Origin of the sequence: Pseudomonas sp. NPDC089741 (assembly GCF_044748825.1) — a bacterium.
Classification (GTDB): domain Bacteria; phylum Pseudomonadota; class Gammaproteobacteria; order Pseudomonadales; family Pseudomonadaceae; genus Aquipseudomonas; species Aquipseudomonas helmanticensis.
In genome coordinates this window covers 111612-127537 of the sequence record NZ_JBIVGT010000001.1, presented here as the reverse complement: position 1 = coordinate 127537, position 15926 = coordinate 111612, and the positions used below count along the sequence as shown (strand labels likewise).

The 15926-nt window shown below is 59.0% G+C and carries 18 protein-coding genes; 10 read left to right on the top strand and 8 right to left on the bottom strand.

Annotated features, from left to right (window positions below; translation table 11 throughout):
- Positions 1-137: 137 nt before the first annotated feature.
- Positions 138-1262 (bottom strand): alkene reductase, encoded by a 1125-nt coding sequence (locus ACIPZE_RS00640; protein ID WP_400770545.1) that lies wholly within the window; start codon positions 1260-1262, stop codon positions 138-140.
- A 191-nt stretch (positions 1263-1453) separates the two neighbouring features.
- On the opposite strand from ACIPZE_RS00640, the gene ACIPZE_RS00635 reads away from it, so the two are divergent.
- From ACIPZE_RS00635 to ACIPZE_RS00620, 4 genes are all read left to right on the top strand, one after another.
- On the top strand, positions 1454-2407 hold the full coding sequence (locus ACIPZE_RS00635) for a GlxA family transcriptional regulator (protein ID WP_283436298.1): 954 nt from the start codon (positions 1454-1456) through the stop codon (positions 2405-2407).
- 142 nt (positions 2408-2549) lie between these two features.
- The gene (locus tag ACIPZE_RS00630; RefSeq protein WP_129394187.1) at positions 2550-3230 is read left to right on the top strand and encodes an alpha/beta hydrolase; all 681 of its coding nucleotides are present in this window, start codon (positions 2550-2552) and stop codon (positions 3228-3230) included.
- A 31-nt stretch (positions 3231-3261) separates the two neighbouring features.
- Positions 3262-4017, top strand: coding sequence for an SDR family oxidoreductase (locus ACIPZE_RS00625; protein WP_400770543.1), 756 nt, complete (start codon positions 3262-3264; stop codon positions 4015-4017).
- Between the two features lie 52 nt (positions 4018-4069).
- Positions 4070-4999: a LysR family transcriptional regulator gene (locus tag ACIPZE_RS00620; RefSeq protein ID WP_129394189.1), complete on the top strand. Its 930-nt coding sequence runs from the start codon at positions 4070-4072 to the stop codon at positions 4997-4999.
- 119 nt (positions 5000-5118) lie between these two features.
- Here ACIPZE_RS00620 and ACIPZE_RS00615 read toward each other — a convergent pair whose 3' ends face one another.
- Positions 5119-6324, bottom strand: coding sequence for an MFS transporter (locus tag ACIPZE_RS00615; protein ID WP_400770541.1), 1206 nt, complete (start codon positions 6322-6324; stop codon positions 5119-5121).
- A gap of 275 nt (positions 6325-6599) precedes the next feature.
- Here ACIPZE_RS00615 and ACIPZE_RS00610 point away from each other — a divergent pair, with 275 nt between their 5' ends.
- A complete protein-coding gene (locus ACIPZE_RS00610) occupies positions 6600-7712 on the top strand; it encodes a Gfo/Idh/MocA family protein (protein ID WP_400770539.1) in 1113 nt (370 codons plus the stop codon).
- Positions 7713-7880: 168 nt separating this feature from the next.
- On the opposite strand, the gene ACIPZE_RS00605 is transcribed toward ACIPZE_RS00610, so the two are convergent.
- The 3 genes from ACIPZE_RS00605 to ACIPZE_RS00595 all read right to left on the bottom strand — a co-directional run bounded on the left by ACIPZE_RS00605 (position 7881) and on the right by ACIPZE_RS00595 (position 9940).
- Positions 7881-8561: a hypothetical protein gene (locus ACIPZE_RS00605; protein WP_283436294.1), complete on the bottom strand. Its 681-nt coding sequence runs from the start codon at positions 8559-8561 to the stop codon at positions 7881-7883.
- Positions 8562-8647: 86 nt separating this feature from the next.
- The gene (locus ACIPZE_RS00600; protein ID WP_400770537.1) at positions 8648-8956 is read right to left on the bottom strand and encodes a cupredoxin family copper-binding protein; all 309 of its coding nucleotides are present in this window, start codon (positions 8954-8956) and stop codon (positions 8648-8650) included.
- A gap of 15 nt (positions 8957-8971) precedes the next feature.
- Complete coding sequence (locus ACIPZE_RS00595) at positions 8972-9940, bottom strand: metallophosphoesterase family protein (RefSeq protein ID WP_400770535.1); 969 nt, start codon at positions 9938-9940, stop codon at positions 8972-8974.
- A gap of 153 nt (positions 9941-10093) precedes the next feature.
- Here ACIPZE_RS00595 and ACIPZE_RS00590 point away from each other — a divergent pair, with 153 nt between their 5' ends.
- Positions 10094-10606 (top strand): sigma-70 family RNA polymerase sigma factor, encoded by a 513-nt coding sequence (locus ACIPZE_RS00590; RefSeq protein WP_400770533.1) that lies wholly within the window; start codon positions 10094-10096, stop codon positions 10604-10606.
- Complete coding sequence (locus tag ACIPZE_RS00585) at positions 10599-11342, top strand: anti-sigma factor family protein (RefSeq protein WP_400770531.1); 744 nt, start codon at positions 10599-10601, stop codon at positions 11340-11342. Before ACIPZE_RS00590 ends, ACIPZE_RS00585 begins: the two co-directional genes overlap by 8 nt.
- A 233-nt stretch (positions 11343-11575) precedes the next feature.
- Here the strand turns inward: ACIPZE_RS00585 and ACIPZE_RS00580 are convergent, their stop codons facing one another.
- The 3 genes from ACIPZE_RS00580 to ACIPZE_RS00570 all read right to left on the bottom strand — a co-directional run bounded on the left by ACIPZE_RS00580 (position 11576) and on the right by ACIPZE_RS00570 (position 12704).
- Positions 11576-11830, bottom strand: coding sequence for a hypothetical protein (locus ACIPZE_RS00580; protein WP_400770529.1), 255 nt, complete (start codon positions 11828-11830; stop codon positions 11576-11578).
- A 134-nt stretch (positions 11831-11964) separates the two neighbouring features.
- A complete protein-coding gene (locus ACIPZE_RS00575) occupies positions 11965-12261 on the bottom strand; it encodes a hypothetical protein (protein ID WP_400770527.1) in 297 nt (98 codons plus the stop codon).
- Positions 12262-12338: 77 nt separating this feature from the next.
- Positions 12339-12704 (bottom strand): hypothetical protein, encoded by a 366-nt coding sequence (locus ACIPZE_RS00570; protein WP_400770525.1) that lies wholly within the window; start codon positions 12702-12704, stop codon positions 12339-12341.
- Positions 12705-12741: 37 nt separating this feature from the next.
- On the opposite strand from ACIPZE_RS00570, the gene ACIPZE_RS00565 reads away from it, so the two are divergent.
- The 3 genes from ACIPZE_RS00565 to sseB all read left to right on the top strand — a co-directional run bounded on the left by ACIPZE_RS00565 (position 12742) and on the right by sseB (position 15724).
- The gene (locus ACIPZE_RS00565; protein ID WP_400770523.1) at positions 12742-14052 is read left to right on the top strand and encodes an NYN domain-containing protein; all 1311 of its coding nucleotides are present in this window, start codon (positions 12742-12744) and stop codon (positions 14050-14052) included.
- Positions 14053-14189: 137 nt separating this feature from the next.
- Positions 14190-14750, top strand: coding sequence for a hypothetical protein (locus ACIPZE_RS00560; RefSeq protein WP_283436286.1), 561 nt, complete (start codon positions 14190-14192; stop codon positions 14748-14750).
- 173 nt (positions 14751-14923) lie between these two features.
- Positions 14924-15724, top strand: a complete 801-nt coding sequence (gene sseB, locus ACIPZE_RS00555; RefSeq protein WP_400770521.1) for an enhanced serine sensitivity protein SseB — start codon at positions 14924-14926, stop codon at positions 15722-15724.
- Positions 15725-15926: the final 202 nt, after the last annotated feature.

Below are 15926 nucleotides of genomic sequence, written 5' to 3'. Positions count from 1 at the left end.
CGATTGAGCACTTGTGTGAGTGAGGGGCAACTGCCGCAAGCGATCAACGCTGCGGCAATCGCCACGGTATTCGACAGTTTTCATCCTGAAACGGTGGGCATGCCCTCTCGACGACAGCATGCCCACGCTCTCATTGCTTAAGCCTCAGCGGTAACGCCCTTGGCCCGTTCTGGCACAAAAGTCGGATAGTCCGTGTAGCCGCGCGCAGTACCGCCGTAGAAGGTGTCGCGGTCGTAGTCATTGAGCGGCCACTCACGACGCAAACGCTCAGGCAAATCCGGGTTAGCAATAAAGTCCCGACCAAACGCCACCATATCGGCGTCCCCGGCTTGCAGGATCGCCTCTGCTGACTGCGCGGTAAAACCACCCGCTGCAATAATCAACCCGCGATAGTGCTGGCGCATCAGCTGCGACGCGACCGGAGCCTGGTCCTTGCTGTCATCGATGACGTTGCCCAGTACGCGCGGTTCGATCAAGTGCAGATAAGCCAGATCGAGGCTATCCAGCCTTTGCACCACGTAGGTAAACAAGGCCTTTGGATCGCTGTCCTTCATGTCGCCGAAGGTGCCGCTCGGCCCCACGCGCACCGCCACTCGCTGACTGCCCCACACGGAAATCGCAGCCTCGGTGATCTCCAGTAAAAACCGCGCGCGGTTTTCGATGCTGCCACCGTAGCCATCGGAGCGCTGATTGCTGCCGTCCTGCAGGAACTGGTCGATCAGATAACCGTTGGCGCCATGAATTTCCACGCCGTCGAAACCGGCTTGCAGTGCCCGTGCAGAGGCGCTGCGGAAGTCTTCGACCAAGTCTTTGATTTCGGCCTCCGTCAAAGCGCGATGCGGGCTGCTGGTGACCCAACCGTCGGCGGTGTAAGCCACGCCGTTATAAGCCACTTCGGAAGGTGCGACAGGCAATGCGCCGTTGGGCTGCATGTCCTGATGCGATTGTCGGCCGGCATGGAACAGTTGCAGAAAAATCGTCCCACCCTTGGCGTGCACGGCTTCGGTGATGGCTTTCCAGCCGGGGATCTGTTCGTCGTTGTACAGGCCCGGCGAACCCAGATAACCGTTGCCGGTCGGCGACACCACGGTGGCTTCGGAAACGATAAAGCCGCCCTGCGAAGCGCGTTGCGCATAATAGGTTTGCATCAGTTCACCGGGGCGATCGCCCGCTTCGGAACGCATGCGCGTCAGCGGCGCCATGACAACGCGGTGTGACAAGGTGTAAGGCCCAAGATGGATTGCCGAAAACAGTGAGGACATGATCGTGACTCGCTTGAAGGAAGAAGGTTTGCCTGCATCGCTCATCAAAGCCGTTTCGGCTTGTACGGGGTGCGGGATGAAGCGCACTGTAGGCAAACCGTCGGCAGGGAAAAACGGCCTGCGGGGCCGTTCTTTGCGGACTGGTTGTCCGCAATCACCGCTGTCATCCGATCGTTGAGGAGTGTTGCACCGTGCAGAAAGTGGCCTTAGTGATACGCGAGGATTTCCAGGTGATGAGCCTGGCCGCGTTGTCTGCCTTCGAGTTCGCCAACCGCAGTGCCGGCGAGCCGCTCTACGACATTCATGTGTTGTCCGAGCATGGCGGGCCTGTCGCCAGTTCGCTGTTTGCCTCGGTGCACACCGAACCGTTCAGCAATGCCGTGTACGACACGATTTTGGTGGCGGGCGCGATGGATCGCTCATCGACGCCGGCGGGCGTTGTCGCGTTTTTGCGCGAAGTCGAACCGCGTGCGCGCCGGGTTGGGGCACTGTGTGTCGGCGCGTTTGCCCTGGCCGAAGCCGGTTTGCTCAGTGGTCGGCGGGCGACCGTGCACTGGCGGCGTGCGGCGGAGTTGCGCCGCGACTTTCCGCAGATCACCGTCGATGAAGACCGGATTTTTATCGTCGACGGCAAAATCTGGACCTCCGCCGGCATGACCGCCGCGCTCGATTTGACGCTCGGCATGGTCGAAAAGGACCACGGCGCCGCCCTCGCCCGTAGCGTCGCGCAGAGTCTGGTGCTCTATCACCGCCGCGCCGGCGGGCAGTCGCAGCACTCGCAACTGGTCGCGCTCAACCCGACGTCCAACCGCGTCCAGCAAGCCCTCGACTATGCCCGGCGCAACCTGCGCAAAGACCTGCGCAGCGAAGATCTGGCCAACGCCGCGTGCCTGAGCCCGCGCCAGTTCAGCCGGGTGTTCCGCACCGAAACCGGCACCTCACCGGCCAAAGCCATCGAAAACCTGCGTCTGGAAAGCGCGCGGCTGTTGGTGGAACAGGGTCGGCACTCGCTCGACAACATCGCCACGGAAACCGGCTTTGGCGACCGCGACCGCATGCGCCGGGCGTTTCTGCGCGCTTTCGGGCAATCGCCGCAATCGCTGCGCAGCGCCGTCGAACCGCTGGAAGAGTCGCTGCCCGTGTGAATCGCCAACCTGCATTTGCGGCCAAACGGCTTTGGCCGGAAACGTCGGTTTTACGGCCCATCCGCCGCCCTGCTCACGCATAGCATTGTTCCTGAAGTCACCGCACGGGCAACCCGCCCGCTGCTGACACAGGAGATCAAGCATGAGCAGCATCCAACACGTCATCCTCGTCCACGGCGCCTGGGCCGACAGCACGTCCTGGCACAAGGTCCGCGCTGAACTGACCGCCGCCGGCCTGAGCAGCAGCACCGTCGAACTGCCCCTGACCTCGCTGGCCGCCGATGCCGCAGCCGTCGCCGAAGTCATCGCCGCCAGCCCCGGCCCAGCGCTGCTGGTCGGCCATTCGTACGGCGGCGCAGTCATCAGCGAAGCCGGAGAACACCGCAACGTTGCCGGTCTCGTCTACATCAACGCTTTCACCCCGGATATCGGTGAATCGGCGTTGGGCCTGACCGAACGGGTCGAGCCTTCGCTGATGAGCGCAGAGATCCGTGGCGACGACGCCGGCAACCTGAGCCTGACCTACAACGGCGTCTACCAAGGCTTTGCACAAGACGTCAGCGACGCCGAAAAGCATCAGCTGTTCAGCCATCAACGCCCGACTTCCGCTGCCGCCCTGACCGCCCCGCTCACCCGCGCCGCTTGGCGCAACAAGCCGAGCTGGTACTTGGTCGGCACCCTCGACAACGCGATTCCCCCGGCGCTGCAAGAACTGTTGGCGAAAAAGATCGGCGCCATCAGCACCTTCGTCGATGCCGGTCACTGCTCGATGATTTCCCAACCCGACGCGGTCGCCGAACTGATTATTCGCGCCGCCAAGTAATCCTCTTTCATTCCCTTTGCGAGCACTCATCATGAAACTGACTGAAAACACTATCTTCATCACTGGCGGCGGTTCAGGCATTGGCCGTGGTCTGGCTGAAGCGCTGCACAAACTGGGCAACCAGGTGATCATTTCCGGCCGCCGCCAAGCCCATCTCGCCGCAGTCGTCGCCGCCAATCCGGGCATGCACGCAGTCGAGCTGGACATCACCGACCCGGCGAGCATCGCCAAGGTCGCCGAGCAACTGATCCGCGACTTTCCGCAGCTCAATGTGCTGATCAACAATGCCGGGATCATGCTTCCCGACAGCGCTGCCAGCGTTATTGACGATGAATTGCTGGTGTCGACCATCACCACCAATCTGATGGGGCCGATTCGCCTGACCTCGGCGCTGATCGAGCATCTCAAGCGAGCCGATAACGCCTACGTGGCCTACACCTCTTCGGTGTTGGGATTTGTGCCGATGGCCTTGACCGCCGTGTATTCGGCAACAAAAGCGGCCCTGCATTCTTACGCCCTGTCGCAACGCTTCATGCTGCGCGACACCTCGGTCAACGTGCTGGAAATCGCGCCGCCATGGGTGCGCACCGAACTGATGGACAGCTCGGAAGCGGAACTGGCCATGCCGCTGGACGAGTTCATCGCCGAAACGATCGCCGCGCTGGGCACCGACGCTGTCGAAATCCTCGTCGAACGGGCCAAGCCTCTGCGCGCCAATGCCGGGCCGGATGAACACGCCTTTGTCACCGCGTTCAACAGCCAACTGGTTGAACTCTACGCCCAGTAAATCCCCCGGCAGCCCACAGCGATGTGGGCTGCCCGTCCCGGAGCGTTCCCGCATGCATAACCTCGACAACCTCAGTTCGCTGAAGATCTTCTCCCGCGCGGCTGAAACCCGTAGCTTCACCGAGGCCGGCAATCAACTGAGCCTGTCGGCCTCGGCGGTCGGCAAGGCGATTGCGCGGCTGGAACAACGTTTGGGTGTGCGCCTGTTTCATCGCAGCACGCGCAGCATTCAATTGACCGAAGAAGGCCTGCAATTTCTCGACGGCTGTCGACGGATTTTCGACGAGATGGAAGCCATGGAAGCGGGCCTCGCGCTGACTCGATCGGCGCCGCATGGTCGTCTGCGCGTGAGTTTGCCGCTGGCCGGGATGTTGATGACACCGACGCTGACTGCGTTTATGCAGGCGTATCCGGAGATCGAACTGGACCTGCATTTTTCCGACAATCTGGTCGACATCATCAATGATGGTTTTGATGTGGTGGTGCGCACAGGGGATGCTTCAGATTCGCGGCTCATCGCTCGTAGCCTGGGCAACTATCACCTGAAACTGGTGGCCTCACCGGCTTACCTGAAACGCGCGGGTACGCCGTTGAAACCGGCGGATCTGATTGATCACAGCTGCCTGCATCATCGTTTTCCCACCAACGGAAAACTGGAGCGTTGGCCGTTGATTGCGCCGGTCGACAGCGAGGATGTGGTGGTGCCGGTGGCGACCACGTCCAGCACGGTTGAACCGCTGATTGCCTTGGCCGAAGCTGGCCTCGGCATAGTCTGCATTCCAGATTTCGCCTGTCGTCAGCAACTCGCTGCCGGGACGCTGGTGCAGGTCTTGGGCGAGTACACCGAACACACCGGCACCTTTCGCGCGGTGTGGCCGGCCAACCCGTATCGCTCGCCGAAGCTGCGGGCGTTTGTTGATTTCATGGCCGCCCACTTGCTCGCCGCCAAGCCTGCCGCGCCAACCATGCGCCTCAGCGCCTGAAGCCCCCACCCCCAGTAGGAGCTGCCGCAGGCTGCGATCTTTTGATCTGTTTTTGTAGAGTCAAAGGCAAGATCAAAAGATCGCAGCCTGCGGCAGCTCCTACATTGGGTGGTGGACATTCAGGTCTTGCGGGTGTTAACCGCTAACACTAGCAACGCGGCAATACCGGCGACCACGCAATACCCCAGGGACTGACTCACGCCTAACCCATCCACCAACAACCCGCCGCCCAACGATCCCAGCGCAATCGAGATCTGAAAGTTGGCGACAAACAACGCCATCCCACCCTCTTGGGCATCCGGTGCAGCCTTGGCCATCCAGATCTGCAACACCAACGGCAACGCGCCGTAAGCCAAGCCCCACACCGCCATCAACAGCAACACCCACATCGGCGACGTCGCCCACCACGCCAGCATTCCCAACGCGCCAAACAACAGGCCAATCGTCGCCGCCAGCAGCGTTTTCACGCTGAAGCGCTGCAAGCCACCAACAATAAAATTGCCGCCCAACCCCACCAACGTGTAAGCAAACAAAATCGCCGAGATCGACGCCGCGTCAAAGTGCGCCTGCTGGGCCAAAAACGGCGTGACGTAGGTGTACGCAGCAAACTGCCCGCACAGCGCCAAAAACATCACCAACAAACCGACACGACCGTTGCCCGTCAGCACTATACCGAGCAGATCCCGCGCCGGCATGGCGCGCTCAACCGGCAACTTCGGCAGCCACAACGCTTGCGCAACAAAGCTCAGCACCGACAACCCCAGCGCCAATGCGAACGCGCCCGTCACACCGAATATCTCACCGATCAACGCCCCGGCAGACCCGCCGAGCAACATACCAATCGAGACCCCGGCAAAGATGATCGACGTGGCGCGTGCCACCGACCCTTCCTGCACCAGACGACTGCCAATGCCCGCGCCCACCGCCCAGAAACCCCCGAGGCCGATACCAAACAGCACCCGGCCGATCAGCAAAACCGCAAAACTGCTCGCCAGCATCGACAGCAGATTGGCGACCACCAGCAACGCCGCCAGGCTCAGCAACACATAACGCCGATCGATCCGGCCAACGCCAATCGCCAACAACGGCGCGGCCAGTGCGGCGAGCAAACCGGGCGCAGTCACCAGCAACCCAGCGGTGCCCTCGCTGACGTTCATGCCGGCGCTGATATAGCGCAGCAAACCAATCGGGAGGAATTCGGTGGTACAGAAAACGATAGCGCTGATGGCCACGGCAAACACCGCCAGCCACGCATTGAGCGGTTGCGCCGAGTCGACGGCAGCAGCCACGTCGGCGTCTGCACAGTCAGTCGTTGGAAAAGACATGGGATCACTCCAGAAATGAATGGAACACCGCAGGCGCCAACGTTAGAGCCAGTGACCTCTGCGGTACTGGCGCCAAGGATCCGCGTGCGTCGCCGGCGGAAAAAGAGCCTGGCTTTCCACTCACTTGTGCCGCCGCTGTCCGCAGTCGCTGTTGCGACGAGTCCGCCGATTCACCCCGGCGCAGTCCGCAGAGTGACGAACGCCACACCCTTTTTCCGCCGGGCACCGCTCAGCACAATCGCTGCCTGCCAATCACGGCTTTTTCGAGGTATGCGATGAACACTTCAACCCCCACGACTCCCCGTATCCGCGTCGGTCTGGTCGGTATCGGCAACTGGGCCAAGCATGGCCACGTACGGGTTCTGCAACTGCTGCCACAGTATGAAATCCGCGCGATCTATTCCCAGCGCGAAGCGGCCGCGAGCGAGGCTGCCGCTCAGTACGGCATCCGCCATGTCGTCGGTTCGCTGGAAGAGTTGGTCAACCATCCGGAGGTCGATCTGGTGGTCGTGCTGACCACCGCGCCGCAACATGAAGTGGCGGTGCGCGCCGCCATCGCCGCGAAGAAAGACGTCTATTGCGAATGGCCGCTGACGCCGAGCACAGCAACCTCGCAAGAGCTGCTGCGCCTCGCCGAAGCTGCCGGGGTGCGCACCATCGTCGGCTTGCAGCGACGCCTGGCGCCGCACAATCGTTACCTGCGCGACCTGCTGCAAAGCGGTTACGTTGGCAAATTGCGCTCGGTGCGCATGCACGTCAGCATGAATTATTTCCAGGCCCTGCGCCCCAACGCCCTGCGCTGGACGGCGCCGGCAGAAAACTTCTCCAGCGTCATCGCGATCTACGCCGGGCACTTTCTCGACATGCTGTTGACCGCCACCGGTTGGCCACATCAGGTCAGCGGTTTACTGGTCAACCAGTTTCCGCTGGTGACCATCCGCGAGACCGGGGAAGTACTCGAAAGCGCCGCACCCGATCAACTGGTGCTCAGCGGTATGCTCGGCGACAACGCGGTACTGTCGGTACACATCGAAGGCGGCAAGCGTAACGGCTCCGGCGTGCAGATCGATATCACCGGTGACGCCGGAGACCTGCGCATCAGCAACCGCTCAGCGTTCGGCGACATCGGTGACGACTACGTGATCGAAGGCGCCCACGGCGACAACCTGCCGCTGCAAGTGCTGCCAGTGCCAGAGGGTTACGACCCGCTGAAATCCACCGAACTGCCGTCGGCGGTGCTGGAACTGGCGTATCTGTATGCCGCTTATGCCGATGACATCAAAAACGGCACCCACAGCGCCGGTACATTTGCCGATGCGGTGCAGATGCATCAACTGCTCGACACAGCTCTGCTGTCGCACATAGCCCGCGAACAGATAGCGGGATGATCTGCAGAAGATTTTGGCGTGGTGACAAGATCCTGAGTCAAAGTCTCGAGCTCGACCGTAACGTGTAGGAGCTGCCGCAGGCTGCGATCTTTTGATCTTGTTTTTCAAGATCAATATCAAGATCAAAAGATCGCAGCCTTCGGCAGCTCCTACAGGGGGGGCGGCTTCTTATAGGGCCGTCACTGTCGAGACGCCTAGCGTTGTCAAACGGGTGTCCAGTTTCCTCAAGTAGGAGACCGAAGCTTTATCGTATTTCCGAAGCAGGTTTTTCGTTTCATTCATCAAGTCCATTTTTGAATTGAGCGCTTCAACGAGTTCATCCGTTTGCTGGGCGTCCAATCGGCCATTGACTGCATCTTGCTTGACTGTCATAAAACGGGCATGGCACTCGATCTCTGCGGCCAGCTTTTCGATATCAGAGTGTTGGTACTTTGTAGGGCGCGAGCATGGATTGGACGAGGATCGATTGTCCGTAGGCCGAATGTCGATCTCATCGATATTAATAAGTTCGTTTGCCATATCCTTACCGAAGTATCTGGAAAGCTTGAAGTGCTCAGCGATCAACTGCTGGCGCCAACCTCGGCGAAACTCCATATATTCATCCAGCGGCCCTTTGGAAAAATCTTCCCAACCCTTCTGATCCATCCCTTTCAACAACTTGGCAAGGGCGTTGTATCCGTTATCCATAAGACGACTGGTTTCCTGTGCAGTGGTCTGTGCACCGTCGAGAAAACTTACCTTGTCCGCTCTTTGATCTTGATGTGCCTGCTGGTAGGTCGTACCTCCCAGGGTAATAGCAGCAGTGAGAAGTGAAATTGAAAGAGTTTGCTTCCATGACAAATCAGCCATCAATGAATCCCGAAATTATTTGTTATCGCTCTATATCGGCAACTGAGCAAACTTCGTGAACCACTGACTGGCATGAAAATCAGGGGTCACTGCGTCACGATAATCTTGCCGATCATCTGCGGATGCAACGCACAGAAATACTCAAACTCCCCCGGCGTATCGAACACCCAGGAAAAACTGTCATCGGTGTCCAGCGCCCCCGAGCGAAACACCTTGTGGGTTTCCGCCACGGTGTGCGGGATCTGATCGTCGTTCACCCACGTCACCTTGGTGCCCACGGCCACGGTCAGATCCTTGGGATCGAACATGAATTCCTTGATGTCGATCTTCACGTCCTGCGCCCATGTCGGCGTTGACATTATCAGGCAGAGCAGCGCCGCAAATCGCGTTTTCATCGTTGCGCCCTCCCCTTAAACCAATGTCGAATCGATCAGCGCCAGCGGGTGATCACCCTGTGTCGCGCGCACATCGGTCAGCCCCAGATAATTGCGCAACTGATCCGCCGCCACGGTCATCGGCCCCGGCGAAGGTGCCGCGCCCGGTGCCGGTTGCGGGTACGCCGTGCCACGGGCGGTGTGGAAGGTGATGTTGCCCTCGACCTTCTGAATCACCTGATGAATGTGCCCGTTCAGCACCGTCACCGAGCCGTATTTGCGCAGCATCGCGATCGCCTGATCGCCGTCCTCGGTGCCCCAGCCCCACGGCTGATAGATCGTCCATAGCGGAATGTGCGTGAACACCACGATCGGCGTGCTGCTCGACACCGCGCGCAAGTCATCGGCCAGCCAGGCGAGTTGATCGGCGCCGAGATTGGCCTCGCGCCCGGCCTGAAAATTGAAGACATTCACCAACGCAATGAAATGCACACCGTGGTCATCGAAGCTGTACCAGCCGTTGCCTTTGGTGCCTTTGCCGTAGCGTTGCAGATACAGCGCGCCGCCGCCCGCATCGAGGGTGTCGTGCTCGCCGGGGACGTAATGCACGGTGGCCGGCAGCGCCTTGAGCAACTGCGCCGCCGTGTCGAACTCCTCGGCTTTGGACAGGTGCGTGATGTCACCGGTGTGGAGGATCAGCGCCGGGGTTTTCGGCAGCGCGATGACCTTGTCGATCGCCACTTGCAAGGTCTTCACCGGCTCCGGATTGGCTTCCTTGTTGAAGCCGATGTGCGAATCGCTGATCTGCACGAAATGAAAAGTGCTGGCCAACGCCTTGGGATCGCTGACGTTGCCCGCCGCATCCAGCGCGAAGGCTTTCGGAATGCCGCCGTGCAAAGCCCAGATAACGCCGGCCCCGGCCCACGCCGAGCACTTGAGCAGCGCGCGTCGGTCCGGGTTGAGCAAGCTGTCGGTGCGGCGTTGGGATTTTGTGTGCATGTCCATCGGTGTGTCCTCGCGGGCGAACTACAGTGAGGTAGCTGACACGAGGGAAACCAAGCGCGGCGGCGGTTTATTCCGCACAAAAAAATAAATAATTTCGCGGGAATAAACGCCCACGCAGCACGGTTATAGAGGTGTGACGGTGCGGAACCAACCATGAAGCAATTTGAGGAACTGATCGCGCCCCATCTGGACGCCGCCTACAACCTCGCGCGCTGGCTGACCGGCAACGACAGCGCCGCACGCGACGTCGTGCAGGAAAGCGCCTTGCGCGCCTTCAGGTTTTTGCAGCGTTTCGCCGATGGCAACGCCAAAGCGTGGTTCCTGACCATCGTGCGCAACGAAAGCTACACCTGGCTCAAAGCCTCGGCCGGCCGGCATTGGGTGCCGATTGACGACGACATCGGCGAACACGAAGGCGCGCTCAGCCACAGCCAGACCCCGGAACTGCTGGCCATTCACAGCGAAAACGCCGCACTGCTCCAGCTAGCCCTGAGCGCCCTGCCGCCAGCGTATCGCGAGGTGATCGTGCTCAAAGAACTCGAAGACCTGCCCTACAAAGACATCGCTCTGGTCGCCGACATCCCGATCGGCACCGTCATGTCGCGCCTGGCCCGTGCCCGCGCGATGCTCAAAGTTGAATTACTGAAGTTGCACGATCATGAATGAACTTGATTGCCCGGTGTGCCGGGTGCGGTTGCAGGGTTATGTGGATCAGGAGCTTGAGCCCGCGTTGGCTGCGGAGGTGGCGGCGCATTTGGCTGCGTGTGCGCAATGCGCGCAGGTGTGTGCGGAGGTGAAAGCGCTAAAGGTCAGCGTGAAGCGCCATGCCGCGTATTACCCGGCGCCGGCATCGTTTGCCGCCAGTCTCTTTGCACCTGAAGCGCCGCCGATTGGCTTGATGGAACGCTGGCGAAAATGGTTCGCCCCCGCTTTTTCCGCGACGGCGTTAGCGTTGGCGGTGATGCTTTACGTCGCCACGCCGGGCAGCGAACAACCGTTGATGGACGAAGCCGTGTCCAGCCACGTGCGCTCGCTGATGGGCGAACACCTCAACGACGTCGTCTCCTCCGACCGCCACACCGTCAAACCGTGGTTCACCGGCAAACTCGACTTCTCGCCGCCAGTGTTCGACTACGCGGCGCAAGGTTTCCCGCTGCTGGGCGGCCGCCTCGACTACCTGCAACACCAAACCGCAGCAGCGCTCAGCTATGGCCACGCCAAGCACATCATCAACGTCTTCATCCTGCCGACTCCCGACGCTGACAAACCGCAGCGAGCCCAATCGATCCGCGGCTTCAACGTTGTCTCGTGGCAAACCAACCACATGCGCTACGTCCTCGTCTCCGACGTAGAAAAAGTCGAACTGCAAACCCTCAGCCAACTCCTGCAAAACACCCCTTAACCCACATCCCACACTTTTTTACGCCGAACCACAAACCCTGCACCACCCCAAATCCCTGTAGGAGTGAGCCTGCTCGCGATAGCGGTGGGACAGTCAAAAAAGATGTTGGCTGGACGGACGCCATCGCGAGCGGGCTCACTCCTACAGGGGGTTGCGTGTTTGCCCAGGCTCTAAGCACGCAGCGGACACTGTGGGAGCTGGCTTGCCAGCGAAGGCGTCCGCCCAGCCAACCGCTAGACCGAATCAGACGCAAGCTTCAGCATCCTGGTGAAGTGAGCAATCGCCAGATGAATCTCATCCTGAGTATCGCCGTCCCAATCCTCAACGGTCAGCAATTCAGCCTTCAGCGCGTCAATTCGATCACGTATTTCAGCGACTTCTTCGTCCCCGCATTGCTGCGCAATGGCCACCCACTTATCATCCGAAATACTTTGCTGCACGGAAAGTCCGGCACTCGCTTGCGCGATCAATGCTGACAGTTTGCTCATCAAATGCCCTCATCTATTGCGTGTAGGCCGTCGGCCCGATGCTCCCACCGGTAACTTTGGATGACGTAGTCAATCGACATCGTTGCGCTCGTGGCCATCCAAGTGTGAGTGTGCTCGGGGTATCAAACGCCCCCTCACTCATAAAACTTACCAGCCAACAAAATCGCCGCACACCGCTGCCAGACATTAGACACGGCAACATCAGTCTGAGTATTCCTCGACGTAGCCACCGCCCAAGCAGCCGCCGCATCGAGAAACATATCGACCGATCCATTTTCCCAACCCAGTGCACCGGCTCCATAAGGAGAGGATGGCGTCGCCTTCTCCATCGCCCGCTCACGGGAGAAATCAGCACCCAGCGCCGCAACGAATTCGATGAACGATTGCTCATCGGTCACGCGCTCCAGCAACTCGTCAAGATCTACAGACATATCCAGCCTCGCATTGAACGATTAACGCCAGGACGCAGCCAGGCAGGCACAAGCAAAACAATCACGAACTACAAACGCTAGGTAACAACCTCAACATAACTCGACTCCGCGCCACCGCTAGCGCCGGACAACCACCCCCACACAAAACTCAACGTAGTTCGTCCTGCGTCATTCACGCCAACAATGCCGCGGGACCAACCGGACAGAATTTCACTCTCGGTTGTCAGGCAATGAAACAGCAACTCAATGGTGTCAGGGCCGGTCACGCGTCCTACTTGGTGACCCATACGAATCCGCCCCCCTTGGTAAGTGCTGGAAATGCCCGAACCCTCAACACAGTAATGAAACACCGTCCCGCTACCCGACAGCCCCTGCGTGTTATCCGCCACTGCGAATCGACGATCGTGCAAACGCTCGCTGACTTGAGAAAAGAGGGTTTCCATAAAAGTCGCGTCCTTGGTCGAGAGGGCTTATTCCAGTATGCGAGCATCCTACCCGATCGGTTTGCGGAAGCGGCCAATTCGAGTTCGTCAGCGCCCCGCCACTGCAGGTCGCCCGGCCTCGCACATTCCGGACTTGAAACCATGCCTGCGCGCGGGCCAGGCAATCACAAACCTGACGCCCACCGACACCACCATCGCCCATGAAAACGATGGCGATGCCTGCTACCTGAAACGGGCTAGCATGCAAACTCAAAGCGGACACCTTGGTACCGCCGCATCAAGGCTACAACACAGCGCGCTTTTGCCTACAAATCTTACAGACTTGGCTGGCTTGCCTGCTTTCCCTTTCAGTTTTATCGTTTCCCCGTCACTGTCCATCATCGAAAGCGTTGGGCAAGCAAGGTCCTATACAAAGCTTGATCAAACTGAAAAGGAGTGGTTGACGCCTCTATTGACCCCACCTAATCTGCTCCCATCCCGCCCAAGGCAGTACGCCGTCCTACCCATCCAGGACGCGCCTAACCCTTGGGCGTTTTGTTATCAGGAAGAAAACATGCCCACAGCGGTATTGGTCGATGGCGCCTTTTTCATCAAGCGCTTTCGAAGGATTGAACCTCAAAACGCGTTCAATGCTGAGCGTGCTGCAGATCTTGTCCATCGGTGGGCCATTGCTCACCTCTTTAGCAAAATCCCTTCGCGTTCCAACGGCCAGCCTCCAGACCTTCAACAGCGGTATAGAAAAGAGTTGTATAGAATTTTTTTCTACGATTGCCCTCCTCTAGACACCAAGCAACACAACCCCATTACCAAAAAATCCGTGGATTTTTCCAAATCGAAAGAAGCGGTTTTTCGTAGGGAGCTTCACGCCAGACTACGAAATAAACGCAAACTGGCACTGCGACTCGGACATTTGTCAAAAGATGTGAAATGGACGATCAAACCTCTGAGAATTGCAGAGTTATTGAAAGGTAAAATCCAGATCACCGACCTCACAGAGCATGACGTCAGCATCGAGACCAGACAAAAAGGCGTCGATATGAGAATCGGTGTAGATGTCGCGTCCCTGTCATTCAAGCAGCAGGTTGACCAGATTGTATTGATAGCAGGAGACGCTGATTTTGTTCCCGCAGCGAAAATGGCGAGACGTGAAGGCGTTGATTTCATACTCGACCCAATGTGGCAAAGTATCCCGGATGGATTGATGGAACATATCGACGGCTTGCGCTCAACATGTCCAAAACCACCGATACGGCCGAATGATCTGGGAGTGGCAGAAACAGCGCCGATCAATGCAGAGCAAGCCTTGAGTGTTACGCAACCACCTCAACATAACTCGACTCCCCATTAGCTCCAGCCAACCGTTACCTCAGCGCAGCACGATTTGCGGCCGTATTCTGCCAACCCAACCGCACCGTCGTGTTTGACGGCCCTCCCGGCCCCACCTAGTCTGCCCAAGGCACTCTTTCAGCGTTCACGGAAGGCCGGATGAACAACTTCCCAATCGTCGCCACCGTTCTCTCGATGATCCTCGGGCTCTCCGTCACTCGTCTGCTGCTCGGTGTATTAACGGTATTCCGTATCCGCCGTTTGGCGGCGCCGGATTGGGTTGCGCTGGTTTGGGCAGTGATATTGTTCACCACACAGTTGGAATTTTGGTGGGCGGTCAATGCATTGTCGTCGGTCAAACAAACCTTCAGCTTCGTTGAATTTCTACTGCTGGTGATGCTGACGCTCTCGCTGTTCGTCACAGCCGCCCTGTTGCTGCCCAGCCGCAGCGAGGACGAACAGCACGGTTTGCGTGTCTACTTCGAACAGGATGGCCGTTACGCCTTGCTGTCGCTGTCGACCTATCTGTGCCTCGGGTTGATCGTCAATGTCACGCTGTTCCAGGCTAACCCGCTCGCACTGTGGGGCCTGCTCGACGTGATCATGATTGCCTTGCCGATCTGCGCATTTGTGGCGCGCTCGCGCAAAGCCTATGCGACCATTACTCTGCTCTACGTGCCCATCAACATCCTCGACACGCTTGTTTCGCTTGCCACTTGACCCTGCCGCCAATCAAAAACAATCCCGGTTCCAAGGGTTTAACCCGTTTGCGCTTTATTCGACTGCCGTTCCCGACGTACACGCGCGAGGCAAGCGCTGGATTCTGCTAGGGTGCAGCAGCGACTGACCTGCTCTGCACCATTCACTTACTGTCTGTTTTTATGGAACGATCGATGGACATCACCAATACCCAGGAAGAAAACGCCCTCGAGCACTCACTGCGCCTGGCGGCAGACGAGCCCGCGCACCGACCCGAGTTTTTCAAAGCCCTGTTGAGCTCGACCATCTACGTGCTCGGCACCACCGGCACCGGCGAGGGCCCGGCCCACCTTGAGGCGGGCAGCAACATCAGCATCGCCCATTGGCAAAAACCCGACGGTTCCCCGGTCATCCCGTTTTTCTCTTCACTGCAAACCCTGCAAAAGTCCATCGACAGCGAAGAGTCCTACATAGAAATTCCGGCCAAAGCGCTGTTTGAAATCACCTTGGGCGCGCAGCTTTTCCTCAACCCAAAGTCGCCTTACGGCAAAGAGTTTTTCCCGGAAGAAGTGCGCAACCTGCTCTCCGATGCGATCGGCCAAAAACCGACACAACGCACCGTCGAAAAAGACACCCAAGTGCTGCTCGGCCAGCCGTCGCAATACCCGACGCAGATGATCAACTCGCTCACGCAACTGCTCGCCAAACATCGCAACGTAAAACGTGCATTTCTCGCATTGATGCATGACGCCTCTACAGATCAAAAGCCTCACTTGATCATCGGCATCGAAGCGGACGGCGACATTGAATTGGTCATGCGCGAAGCCGGTAACGTCGCCGGGGACACCGCGCCGGATGGCGAGCCTGTTGATCTGTGCCGCGTCAGCGAAGGTGAAACCGGCCTGAGCGATTACTTTCTCAAGCAAACCGTGGCCTTCTATGAGCGGAAGTCGGCAGGCTGGCTGCGTTCATTGTTTGGTTTTGGCAAAGCATGACCGAGTTCAACACCGAACCAAGCGCAGATCAGGCGTGCGCAATCTGATGCCGGTGAAGCCGTCGTCATCGGCGTCGAAACCTGGCACATCGAAGCGGTGCTGAAGGCAGTGCGCAAGCGATTGAGCTGAGGGATTGCGCACGGGCGCCATCCCTCATTGAGTGGTCAAGGGCCGCTGCTCTTCAGAGCACGCGCAAGCTCCC